A 12,808-nucleotide genomic window follows, 5' to 3' on the forward strand; every position below is an offset into this window, starting at 1 on the left:
TTTTGTCGTTTTTTGCAAACCACAATTAGCGATTTACACCAATCTAGCTTTCTAGCTTTTAACATTACATACATGTAAATTTTGATGTTAAATCTTTTCGTTTCATACGTTGTTTTTTATTACTTCTAATTTTCGGGAAAAATCCACTAATTAATAATGTTATAATCCATACCATTATTAGAATAAAATTTATTGTATTACCGGAATTCAAGCTGAAAACTCTCCACAAATAGGCAGCACAAAAAACGAGGATAGCAGTAATAATAAGTAAAAATGTCCTAACTACTAATCCGATGTAGGATCTCTTCTCTTGCTTAAAAATGAAAGTTCTTCTACCTTTGTACAATCTAATTACAAATAGCAGCAAATATAAACCAAGTGTGGCTCCAATAACAATTGATGTAATAGAGTTGTTTTTTCTCTGCTCAGCTAGAGAGAAGTAACTTTCAGGTGATTTTCCAGTTTCATATTGAATCCATGCGTGGTAAATATCCTGTCGTAAGTCTATACCACCTTCACTATTCGTGAGGATTACCAATCCATCCTTTGTATTAGGAATGAAACCATAAAAAGAATGCCACCCTCGATTGTCACCAGAATGATAAATTAATTTCCATTGATTAGATAGTTTTTTTTCAAATATACCTAAACCATTCTCCCCTAATACTGGCTTTTGCATTTCCGTAACACGTTCACTTTTGATGACACCATTCCCTTTATTATGTGCATCCATGCTTGCAAGTATCAGTGTCATCATATCGGTAACATTTGTCTTAAGACCTGCAGCAGCCTGTTCAGTAAATTGGTAACTAGGGAGCTCCTCTCCAAAATATCCATAAGCTTTCGAAAGGTTATGGTTTTCAGGACCTTGTAAGAATGAACTAAATTTCATTCCTAAAGGTTTCATAATTTGTTCTTCCATATAACGATCAAACGGTATTTCGGTAACCTCTTCAATTACAAGTTGTAAAATTGTATATCCGCCACCAGAGTAAATTGTTTCTGAACCTGGTTTATTGGTAACCTCCACTGGTTCATTAAGCCATCCTTTTCCAGACAGAGACTCCTCAATAGAGTCAAGATGTTTCCCTGGTGTAACCCCGAGGTATCCTTTATGTGCAGACAGCCCTGCTGTATGGCTTAACAATCTTCTTATTGTGACTTCATTATTATTAAACTCTGCATTGGGTAATTTCCATTTGGTCAGATATTTTCCAACGGGATCATCTAGTGATAAATGCCCTTCATCTACAAGATGTAGGATTCCCCACGCTGTAAGGCTTTTAGATATGGAACCAGCTTGAAATAATGTATCATCATTCACCGCTTTTTTTGTCTTTTTATCTACATAACCGTAGTTTAGTGTATAAGCAATGCGCCCCTCATGTACAATCCCTATTGCAACCCCTGGTACCTCATAATTCCCCTGCCATTTTGGTACCTGTTCATCCAGCTTTTTTTTGAAATCCTCTATACTCCTATCAGTCAACGTGCCCGATTCTGCCCTCACCACATTTGTAAACCATGCTTCATTCGTAATAAATATACAAATGATGAAACATAAAATACTTTTGCATATTATCGATGCTTTTTGTCTATTCTTCATTTGCTCTACCCCTTTTTCAGAATATTCTTTCCATCAATTAGAGTACTCCATTCTAATATCCCATTCTATCGATTTTTATTACTTAACCTTACAAAATTGTAATAAAAATCAAATACCTACTATTGTCCTTTATGCGAGGGAAATGAAATTCATTAAAAAGATAGACATGCAGTTATATTTATGGTTTCAGTTAATGCTCCTAAAATACTAGTTCGGTTAATCAAATAGATATATTCCAAACTACAAAAATTTATAATAGAAAAGGTGGATTTTAGTTTTAATTAGAATTTGACCAAAGTATTGCTGCAAATATTTATTCTATAAAAAGAAGAACCCCACACATTTTGATTAAAATGTGTGGGGTTCTTTTGGCTTCCTTAAATTTTCATGAAAAAGATTGATTATTTTATGTAGCTTACTAAAAAAAACATTTTGTTCAATCAACTAACAGAACAAGATTAAACACTTAACTCGTATTAGTAATTTTTACTGTTTCTGTTGATAAATATAAAAATACTGCCTAACACACTTAATGAAAGTGCAAAATATAATAACAAATCAGGTAGAAATTTCAAAGGAATAATATCAATTAATTGTAAAACAATAATGGCAAGGATACCTAAATATAGAATATTGTACAAAACATTATTTGTTTTATATAGAATTTCTCTTCCTCTTTCGTCATTTGCTTCATCACTTGATTGAAATTTTATTACATACATCTTACTTATCACTATTAAACCAAATAATAAAATTTTTAACAACAACATATGTATCACTCCTCTAGATAATCAAATACGTCGGTTAACGGCTTTTCAAATACATTTGCGATTTTAAAGGCAAGAATTAGAGAAGGATTATATTTATTCTTTTCAAGAGTAGCGATAGTTTGACGACTAACTCCCACTCTTGTTGCCAGTTCTTCTTGGGTCCAACCTTTTTCTGCTCGACAAACTACAATTTTATTATGCAACAATAGTAACACCTCTTGAGATAATTGTAATTTATTTTTTACAAATTGTAAATTATTTTTTACAATATATTTTTAAAATTAAAAATCCTCATAAAAAAGGACATAAAGATTTCTCCCCATGCCTACTAATCTTCTACTTCTTTACTGTATGTATACATAATGCGCTGTTTCAAAAACTTAATAAAAAAGAGAACTACTCTTCAAGCACTTCTCTCTTTCATCCAAACGATAAATATAAAATAAATCATTAAAAATATACTATATAAATTCCATAACGTGGGTATTGCAGCTACACTTAAATAAAGAGTTCCTAGTAACAAGCAATCATAAAAGTTTTTTGTTTAAAAGCGATGTTTTTTTGCCATCGGTTCTATATATGTATTTAATATCCACATTAATACTTTCCATACCTTTTGTTGGCTAGGTGGTAGATGATCGTTATATACATAACTGTATTCGATCTGCTGTGTTGCACCACGATTTCGTTTGAACTCTCCAGCCCCAGCACTACAATGGCAAATTAAATTCTTTTCGATAGAATCCATTGTAATAAGGAGGGAAAGTATACGGTATAAACCTTGTTGCTGGTCAGAGTTTGTATTATAGCCAAGGATCGGCGTTGTCATAACTCCATCCCGAATAAAATAAGCAATGACACCATCAATTGTATCCCCTTTTTTTATGGCCTTTATCTCAAATAAACGATGCTGAAGAGCATTCCATAAATAAGCGGGTGTAAACATTGGGTTATGGGCGGAATATTTTTCGATATATAGTTGGTTGTATAAATGGGAAATTTGTAAAATATCCTCCTTTGTTAATTCTTCATTCGTAATGATTTCATAATTGCTTTTCTCTAATAAGCTTTTATCGTTTAATAAATCTTTTCGTTTTTTTCGATTCATTTTTTTATAGTGTTTCGGATCAAATAAGTATATAGAACGAGACATAATTTTCTTGTAACCTACTGTAGATAGTGCTTCTGTCGTTACAGGATATAATGCGTTATTTAAAGAGCGAAATAAAATTGTATGCTCCGGAAATTTCTCAACAAATAGATTCGTAATTTGTTCGATTTGTTGTTCGTTGATAGAGTGATAAAGGTTTGTTGAAAGCATCCAATTATTTACGACAATTACTTTATTAATATTCGTTCGTCGTAGCCAACTTCCCATAAGATGAATCGGATAGGTTAATAGCTTCTCTAGCCATGGTTTTTTCAACTCCCATAGCTCTTCTAACGCATAAGATACGTAATGTGTATAAGGAGAACATACATATGAATTTTCGAACTCTGCGTTATTAAGAGTAACTGGCAAGATGAGATCATCGATTTCTAATAGAAAGAGCTCCGTGTTAACATTTTCAATACATGCTGTAACGCCCTTTTGAAAAAGAGGCAGGAAACTATCTCGCACATATGCCCCATCTTTTTTGGATTCCCAATCAATACTATGCAAAGAATGAACATCATGTAACTGAATCATTTATGTTCACCAAGCCTTACAAGACTCTCTATTCTTTTTAATTTTTTATCATATACTTGAATATCGTAATGCGAAAAGAAGAACTGTGGTATCGCACACTTTTTAGTAGACCATAGTGTCTGTAATTCTTGCATTACCTTTGATTGACATAATTCCAGATTTTCAGGTAGTGCTTTAAGTTTAATTTCAATTTTGTCTACGCTATGCTGTATTACTTTAAATTCTTGAATGTCACTAGATGCAAACAAAATTGCTCTTCTAATGAAATCTGGAAAAATAGATATTTCTTTATTATCCAATTCACTTATTCCAATAAATATATCGTCACATCGACCATCAATTCGTTCTAACGCTAAGAATGGTGAGCCACAGCTGCACGGCGTTTTTTTCTCAATTAATATGTCATTGAGACGATAGCGTATAATCGGCTGTGTTTTCCTCATGAAATCAGTAATAATGGGAACGAATATCCCTTTCTCTTGATCTAAGTATTCTTTTTCAATATGAACGAGATCTTCATTAATGTGTAACGTCCCCTGCTTGCAGGTGGTAGCAAGAAAACCTTCTGTACATTGGTAAACTTGGTGTACTGTCTGCTTGAAAGTTGCACAAATAAAGTCTCTATCAATATCTTCAAGCACTTCTGCTACAGAGATAATTTTCTTAGGACAAATCGTAATCAGTCCTTCTTGCTGCCAGTCAGCAATGTTCCGTAACATAGACGGGGGTGCAATTAAAATAGAGGGCTGTATTTCATTTAATCGCGTGATATGCTGCTGAAACGAATCTAGTAAATCAAAAAAATGAAATGAGATTCGCTTATTTTTTGTCGCTTCGTATAAATTGCTATTTGCACGTAGGAAAAAAGCAATCGTGTGTTTATGTAGAATGCTAGAAGGAAGCACCTTTCCAATAATCGATCCAGCCCACAACGTTTGTTCTTCCTCAGAAACGAGAAAAACCCCACGATTCCCACTAGTTCCTGATGATAAACCGACAGTTATATTACGAATGGTTGGTGAGAAATTCCGGGTCTTTTCTGCTTCAAATGCTACATGAAACGCTTCTTCCTTTGAAATATGGGCTGTATTTAATGTATCAAAATGTTCCATCATTACTTCTTTATCAATAATAGGGAGCGCAGCCAAATTCCCCTTTTGAATTTCATTTAAAAAAGGCGTATATAACTGGCGATAAAAAGGAGACGCCTCTATCGTGAACAAAAGATGTTTTTCTATTTGTTGTTTATGAAACTGTTCCAACTGTTTACGATTTGAAAATCTCGAGCCATATTTTGTTTTCAAGTATTGCTTGAGAATTCGTAGTTTATTCATAGTACACCCCTGCTTTAATTTTATCCCATGTATGTTCACAATGAGTTGGTACAATTTCAATCTCAGGTGATGTTTGTGATAAATGGTGTAACTTCTCAATATTCTTTCGGTAAGATTTTGGATCGCTCGTTAAAAGGTTGGCAATCTTACTAGGAAATACAAGGTTTTGATACGTTTTACTTAGCCACACTGCGTCTGCACAAAGAAAGACAATTTTTTCACTCTGTAAATGGACGAATATACCGAATTGTCCTGTTGCATGTCCTGTTAAGTCAACAGCAAATAATGAGCCATCATCAAATACATCATACCCCTCTTCAAACTTTCCATATGTAGAAGGTAAGTTAAAGGATGGCTTTTGATCAATGAATGACATCCTTTTCTCTAAATCTATCGGCAGTGTATCTTTTAGACACCCTTTTAATAGAGCACCAAATTTACTTCTCTTTTTAATATCCTCATAAGCTTTTGCGAAGGTTACTATTTTCGCTTTTGGAAAGTCAGGTAAACCAGCTGTATGATCGCCATGAAAATGAGAAAGAATAATATATTTAATTTCTTCTGGCTGAATACCATCAAGAAGAAGTTGCTGTTTAATAGATTGCTCTTCCGTAAAATGAACAGGCGTAAGTTTTGCATATACAGAGTAAGGAAATTTTTTTGTCGCCTCTTTAAAATGCCCCGCGTATCCAGTATCAAATAAAATATAACCTAATACTGGATGTTGGAGTAATCCTACTGTAGCTGGAAAACGGATTTGTTTCCAACTGCCCTTGGAATATGCAATTTTTTCTGGATGTGTGCAATATCCTGTATCATATAGCTTTAAAGATTTGATTTTCATTGTATTTTCCACCAGTCTACAAATTTTGTAATTCCTTCTTCTATACTGATCTTTGGAGTATATCCTAGTTCTTCTTTAGCTTTATCAATATTTAATGTCTGGCTTTTTGACAGGACACTAACAGTATATTTTGTGAGAATAGGTTCTTTTCCAAATAAAATAGTTTTTGAGATTCCTTCTAGTATAGCCGCTAGTGAAAAAGCAGTTTTGTAGGAAATTTTTTTATATCTTACTTCCTTATCCAGACGCTTCATTACATTTTCTATGACCTCATATAAATTTACACGTTCGTCATTTGTTATATTGTACTTTTGTCCTAATGTATGTTTTGGGGAATGCATACAAAGAAGTAAAGCATCTACAACATTCTCAACATACGTAATATCAACAAGAACATTTTCTGTACCAATTCTCGGTAAGGCACCCTTTTCACATACTTTAATAAGACGCGGAAGAATAGCGTTATCTCCTGGTCCGAATAAAGCGCGCGGGCGTATTGTAATAACTGGTAAACCATGCGTGAAAGCTTGATCAATAGCTTGTTCAGCCATGTGCTTCGTTGTTGCATAATGATTTACAAATGTATCAGGAAGTTTCGCGTTTTCTACTACATTTTGTCGCTCATCATAATAGAAATAAATACTTGGTGTTGATACGTGGATAAGGCGTTTTACACCGTACTTTTGACTTCCCTCGATAATATGTTTCGTTCCTAACACATTCGCATTATAAAAATCTTCATATTTGCCCCAAGGAGAAGAAAGTGCGCCGCTATGAAAGATATAATCTTTATCTTTACAAACTTGTAGCACACGATCCCTGTCTTCAAGAGGACAATGAACAAACTCGATTCCATTTTGTTCTAATACCTTACCGATTGTTTTATTTCTCCCCGTTGCCGTTACTTCATAGCCCATATTCTTCAGTCGAAAGGCGAGTTTTTGTCCTAGAAAGCCCGTTCCACCAGTTACTAGCATTTTCATACATCTTCACCATCCCACGATATGTCATATGTTGTTTGCTCTAAAATAGTCCGTTCCTGTTTATAACTTTCACGCCACAATTTATACATGCTAAAAAACTGATAAAAAAATGGTTTCCAATCATTGTGACGATAAACGATATCTGGATAAGAGCATAGAACTTTTAACCATCGCTTACGTTTTTGTTTACTTTTTAAATAAGGAAATCCATATAGAAGCATCGCTAACCGAATTGCACACTCAGAGTTTGGTCTTGGAATGAGTGTATTGTTTACCTTTTCATGAAAGAAGGCCGGCAATATTTCCTCATCGAATAAATGTAATCCACTTGTAGTACGTGGATTACATTCAATCGGAATCGCATCTCCATCCTCTGTAACGATAAAATCAAAAGCAATTTGTCCTGAGAAATTTAGCTCTTTTACAATATGTCTAACAAACTGGTCAATTTTAGGATGATTCATATGCTGAAACGCAATGGTAGCACCTAAGCCTGCCGTGAATTCCGTTTTATACGTAGAGTGAGCTAACACTTCCCCAGATTGTGCAATACTATAGGAACAATGCTGCGTCCCTCGTATAAACTCTTGCATAATATAATTCGACTTATCTATCATGCTTTCTTTTAGAGCATCCTCTTTTGTAATAAATTCCACTTTATCAGAAAATCGGGAAAAAATCGGTTTTCGTACAAAAGGAGTATGAGCTGGTGTTTTATGCATCATTGAGCTTATCGCTTCTTCATCATCTATTCTATATGTTGCAGGTACTTGCCACCCTAAATTCGCTACGAACTGAATAAATTCCCACTTATTATGCAGTAATGAAAGTTTTTGAAAATCATCTACTAATACATGGCAAAATGCGCTTAATTCTTCTCTATATTTAGATATATAAAACACTTCTTCACAAGTAGGAATAAGTAAATCCACATTGTGTCGTTGAATAATGGATAGTAGCGCACGGATACTTTCATTTGTTTTCCATTTTGGAGAAGGAATTTCATAAAAGTAATCCGTACTCTTTGAAACTTTACTTAATGGATAAGGAATACTATCTGCAATAATAACGGTATGTCCAGCGTTATGAAACAGTCTGCATACATGCAGAGTTGCTGGTGCACGTGCCCCTGTAATTAATACTGTTTTCTTAGTATTCAAGAAGGATGCCCCCGATTGAAAGTCCTGCAGAAGTACCTAATAATAGTATTTTATTTCCACGTTGCACTTTCTTTTGCTTAATCGCCTCGAAAAGAGCGACTGGAATAGATGCGGAAATCATATTACCGTAGTCTTCAAAAATGGTCATAAAGCGCTCTTCATCAACCCCTAATTTTTTACGAATGAGTCTCATAGCTGGTCCACTTGCTTGGTGAGGAACAATTAAATCAATATCAGCCAGGGAATAACCAGTATCCATAAGTAGCTTGTCGATAAACTTCAACAAATACTTAGAAGATAGTTTAAAAATAGCTCTTCCATTCATATCGAACAAGAAGTCTTCTTTTCGTTCCTCACTATACTCCCGAGGATGAATCATCGTTCCACCGCCACGAATTTCTGATAAATGCGCACCAGAGCTATATGTTTCCATATGAGAAGCAATAATAGAAGATGTATGATCGCTTTTTGTTATGACTACAGCTGCCGCACCGTCACCGAATAAAATGCTGCTTTCATTTTGTCCCCAATTTAATCCAACGGAAGAAATTTCAGAAGAAATGATAACAACATTTTTATATCTTCCGCATTCCATTGCGTAAGAAATCGTATCAAGTGCTGTTATGAAACTTAGACATGTTGAATTGATATCAAAACATGGAATACCAGAATGCTGTAGCCCGAGCTGTTCTTGAATAAGTGATGCTGTAGAAGGAATTGCCTGTTGAATCGTTCCGCTTCCGCAAATAATACAATCAATATCATCCCAAGTTAACTTAGCATCTTCTACAGCTTTTTTTGCAGCTTCAGCCCCCATATAAGAAGACGTTTCCCCATCAACAAAATATCTTGTTTTTACCCCAGCTTTTTTTAATGTCCAGCCTTCTGGCACATGTAGCATACGATCTATTTCAAAAGAATCTACCTTTCGTTTTGGAAGATATGTACCGATTCCTTTTATACTAATATATCTTTTCATTTTCTATCGCCTCTTAATCTTTTTATAAATTTAAAAACCCTTTACATCTAAACATCGTTGAGGATACATGCAGAAAGTCCTTTTATAAAATTCTGCTATCCCCTTATGTACTTCTAATCCTATTTCTCTTCAAAAAAGAGCAAATTCTCTACTTGAGAACTTGCTCTTTTTGCATGAGAATTCTTCAAATACATACTCTAGAAAAAACTTTTATAGCAATTTAATTATATTATAACAATTATCCGAAAATATTTAATAGTATTTTTTGTAAATAAAAGTGAAAATGTGGTATGAATTTACGTGAGATGGTAGTTTATTGAGCAGCAAATATACACATATGGAGTGTACATACATGTAATTTCAACATCTTCTATTTTCTCTTTTGTTTCCAAAAAAGACACAGAGATTTCTCCCCATGCCTACTAATTCCTACTTCTTCACCGCATGCACATAATGCACCGTCTCAAAAGCTTTTAAATAATCGTTTCGTCCTTCAAAATATAATGTATGAATATCCTTTGGTGCTAAGTGCTCATAAATGAGTAAGCCCGCCTTATCTAATAGTGCTTCCATTTCGGTATAAGAAAAACATGATTTCATCGGTTCTCCGCCTACTGCAGCCATTTTTACCATATTTTCAACTCGATTGGACAATCCTTTTTCTGTAAATAAGTTTTCATCCGGATAATCGAATACGATAGAGCTCCCCTCTGGAATCATCTCGAATAAGTATTCTATTAAACTAGAAAGCTCTTCTTTCGTTAAATAGTACGTAACACCTAATAGGCTAAAGAAAGTCTTTTTATTTTCAAATCCTTCATTTACTAATGTTTGCTTCGAGAAATCTTTAGTAAAATCCATCGAAACAAAATGAAGATTGCTTGGCATTTCATACTCTGCTTCTTTCACTCTTTGTATTTTAAACGCTTGCGTAGAAGGATGATCCACTTCAAATATTTCTATTTTATTTTCTAATTCTCGGTGTCTAAAACTAAATGTGTCTAGGCCTGCACCGAGTATGACGTATTGTTTTGCACCTAATGCAATTTCATGTAGTAATACTCTTTCACAATATGCCGCGCGTGCCAAAGGTGTTGGTGATAATTGAACTTGTGTAATCCATTTTAATATTTCTTGTGGATTGTCTTGAAACTTCTGTGCAATGTCTGTATTGAAAAACTGTATTCCTTGAACCATATTCGTTTCAATATCGTTACGTTCTTTTTGTGGAATGAAATCTTTAGCTACATAATCATCAAAGATTTTAGGACGATCAAATTCACTATGATACGCCCTTCCGAAAGCTGATACTAGCGACGTTACACTCGCTTCACCTTTTTTCACACACATACACTCCTTCATTTTCACAACAAAAATAGGGTTCCCCTTGCCAGGAGAACCCTATTATACACTTTATTTTTATATTGGTAAATTATAGCATAAATAAGTTTTTTTGTCAAGTTTTCAGCCTGCTAGCACGCCAACAATTTGAATATTCTCTAACAGGAAAATTGTCGATTCACACCGAATACCCAAATTATAACAATACATATGGAGGCCAATATGAAAAGATTAGTGATCATTACCGTAGGAAAAACACACAGCGGAAAAACTACATTTGCTAAAGAACTAGAAAAAAAGTTACCCCACTCTTTCGTTATGGATCAAGATAACCAAGCTGAATTCATTAACACGCATTATGAAAAATTACAGCCGGACGAAGGCCCAAATACATTTAAGCACGGTCTTTCGAAATTCATTGTTGATTATGCAAAAGAATATACAAATCTACACCTTATTATTTGCAACTCCAATCGCAGTAAAAACGGAAGATTATATTTACTAAACGAATTATTTCCACAAAATAAATATGTACGCATACTCGTTCATTTTGACATTCCTGATGAAGTACTTTACGAAAGAATAGCTCGAAGCACGCGAAGTACCAATATTTTTAGAGGTGGTTATTCTAGTTTTAAAGAAGTACTCGATCGACAACAGGCTGAATCGCAACATGAAGATGTGGTGGATCCGATAGAAAACGAGGCTAATTATTTGTTTGTCATTCGTAATAGTAAGGATGTAAACTCTACTATAGAAGAAATTATTCATCTAGCTAAAGATTTGCCCCCTACTCCAAAATAAAAGAATTTAAAAATTACATAATCATAGATTATTATGCAAATCCTTCCTCTAACCACTTAACATGGTATATAATGATAAGATAATCTACTTCTATATGCTCAATTTTACACAAAACAGCTCATGCATATGAAAGAAAAGAGGTATAAAAATATGAAAACAAAACAAACAATCGCTGCGTCTACACTAGCTTTAGCAATGATTGCTGGCGCAAACTCTGCTCATGCGGAAGTAACTGATGCTACTCCTCAGCAAAGTACGGGAGATCGATTAGCTGAAATTAAGCAACATAGACAAGAGTTAGATGCGAAATTGCAGCAACACAAAGAAAACGTGGATCAAACATTGAATGAACTTAACAAGGTTAAGGAAAATGTTGATACGAAGGTTAATGAACTACATGAGCGTAAACAAGTTGCTGATGAAAAAATTAACGAAATGAAACAACGTAAACAAGAGTTAGATGCAAAACTTCAGCAAGACAAGCAAATCGCCGAAGATAAAATCGCTGAAATTAAAGAGCATAAAAAACAAGTAGAAGATAAAGTTGCTGAAGTGAAAGAACATAAGCAAAATATCGATAATACGGTTAATGAGATTAAAGAACATAAACAAACTGTCGATGAAAAAGTGAATGAAATTAAACAACATAAAGAAAATATCGATCAAAAGGTTAATGAACTTAAGGAAGTTAAAAAACAGGTAGATGAAAAATTAGCTGAGTTAAAGAAAGCAAAACAAACTGCTGAGGACAAACTTGCTGAGCTAAAAGAAAACAAGCCGAATACTGGAAACACGTTAGAGGAACTTAAAAAAATTAAAGGCAATTTAGATAGTCTTTCCGCTAACTTAGAACTAGCTAAACAAGATGTAAAAAACAAACTAGCTGAATTACAAAAAGCTAGAGAAGATTTACTAAATAAAATTAACGAAATGAAACAAGCGAAACAAACTGTTTCAGACGATTTAACAAAGAAAAAACAAGACTTAGATATTAAAATCAACGACTTTAAACATACTGAGAAAAAAATTGATGACAAATTAGCTGAGGTACATACTACGAAGCAAAATGTAGATAACAAAATTAATGAAGTATCTCAAGCGAAACAAACTGAAACAAAGACTGGTACTACAAACACAAACAATAATGCTAGAGAACTCCCTAACGCTGGTAGTGAGCAATCAAACAATATGGCTTTAGGTATGTTATCTGTCTTAGGCGGCGTTTTATTAGTAACACGAAATAAAATTAAAGCGTTATTCTCAAAATAAGGCCCTTATAACTATATTTTATAAAAAG

The 12,808-nt window shown here is 33.9% G+C and carries 12 protein-coding genes; 2 read left to right on the plus strand and 10 right to left on the minus strand.

The window, feature by feature from the left end:
* Positions 1-64 precede the first annotated feature (64 nt).
* The 10 genes from DN392_RS11250 to DN392_RS11295 all read right to left on the minus strand — a co-directional run bounded on the left by DN392_RS11250 (position 65) and on the right by DN392_RS11295 (position 10,716).
* Entirely contained in the window at positions 65-1,606 is a 1,542-nt protein-coding gene (locus tag DN392_RS11250) for a serine hydrolase domain-containing protein (RefSeq protein ID WP_088321381.1), read from the minus strand.
* A gap of 476 nt (positions 1,607-2,082) precedes the next feature.
* A complete protein-coding gene (locus tag DN392_RS11255; RefSeq protein ID WP_000925448.1) occupies positions 2,083-2,376 on the minus strand; it encodes a hypothetical protein in 294 nt (97 codons plus the stop codon).
* 5 nt (positions 2,377-2,381) lie between these two features.
* Positions 2,382-2,582 (minus strand): helix-turn-helix transcriptional regulator, encoded by a 201-nt coding sequence (locus tag DN392_RS11260; RefSeq protein WP_000903049.1) that lies wholly within the window; start codon positions 2,580-2,582, stop codon positions 2,382-2,384.
* 338 nt (positions 2,583-2,920) lie between these two features.
* On the minus strand, positions 2,921-4,066 hold the full coding sequence (locus DN392_RS11265; RefSeq protein ID WP_061672055.1) for a hypothetical protein: 1,146 nt from the start codon (positions 4,064-4,066) through the stop codon (positions 2,921-2,923).
* Complete coding sequence (locus DN392_RS11270) at positions 4,063-5,400, minus strand: F390 synthetase-related protein (RefSeq protein WP_088321382.1); 1,338 nt, start codon at positions 5,398-5,400, stop codon at positions 4,063-4,065. Before DN392_RS11270 ends, DN392_RS11265 begins: the two co-directional genes overlap by 4 nt.
* Positions 5,393-6,244: an MBL fold metallo-hydrolase gene (locus DN392_RS11275; protein ID WP_088321383.1), complete on the minus strand. Its 852-nt coding sequence runs from the start codon at positions 6,242-6,244 to the stop codon at positions 5,393-5,395. The genes DN392_RS11270 and DN392_RS11275 overlap by 8 nt, the downstream gene beginning before the upstream one ends.
* Positions 6,241-7,227 (minus strand): NAD-dependent epimerase/dehydratase family protein, encoded by a 987-nt coding sequence (locus DN392_RS11280; RefSeq protein ID WP_061672052.1) that lies wholly within the window; start codon positions 7,225-7,227, stop codon positions 6,241-6,243. The genes DN392_RS11275 and DN392_RS11280 overlap by 4 nt, the downstream gene beginning before the upstream one ends.
* Positions 7,224-8,387, minus strand: coding sequence for an ATP-grasp domain-containing protein (locus DN392_RS11285; RefSeq protein ID WP_142292459.1), 1,164 nt, complete (start codon positions 8,385-8,387; stop codon positions 7,224-7,226). The genes DN392_RS11280 and DN392_RS11285 overlap by 4 nt, the downstream gene beginning before the upstream one ends.
* Positions 8,377-9,366 carry a beta-ketoacyl-ACP synthase III gene (locus tag DN392_RS11290; RefSeq protein ID WP_016087203.1) on the minus strand — a complete coding sequence of 330 codons (990 nt, stop codon included), beginning with the start codon at positions 9,364-9,366 and terminating at the stop codon, positions 8,377-8,379. The genes DN392_RS11285 and DN392_RS11290 overlap by 11 nt, the downstream gene beginning before the upstream one ends.
* A gap of 429 nt (positions 9,367-9,795) precedes the next feature.
* Entirely contained in the window at positions 9,796-10,716 is a 921-nt protein-coding gene (locus DN392_RS11295; RefSeq protein ID WP_081257512.1) for a class I SAM-dependent methyltransferase, read from the minus strand.
* A gap of 201 nt (positions 10,717-10,917) precedes the next feature.
* Here DN392_RS11295 and DN392_RS11300 point away from each other — a divergent pair, with 201 nt between their 5' ends.
* Positions 10,918-11,511: an ATP-binding protein gene (locus tag DN392_RS11300; protein WP_170771119.1), complete on the plus strand. Its 594-nt coding sequence runs from the start codon at positions 10,918-10,920 to the stop codon at positions 11,509-11,511.
* 150 nt (positions 11,512-11,661) lie between these two features.
* On the plus strand, positions 11,662-12,780 hold the full coding sequence (locus DN392_RS11305) for an LPXTG cell wall anchor domain-containing protein (RefSeq protein ID WP_064449275.1): 1,119 nt from the start codon (positions 11,662-11,664) through the stop codon (positions 12,778-12,780).
* The last annotated feature ends 28 nt before the right edge of the window (positions 12,781-12,808 follow it).

The sequence above is a fragment of the Bacillus sp. BB51/4 genome (genome assembly GCF_008368845.1).
GTDB lineage: Bacteria > Bacillota > Bacilli > Bacillales > Bacillaceae_G > Bacillus_A > Bacillus_A wiedmannii.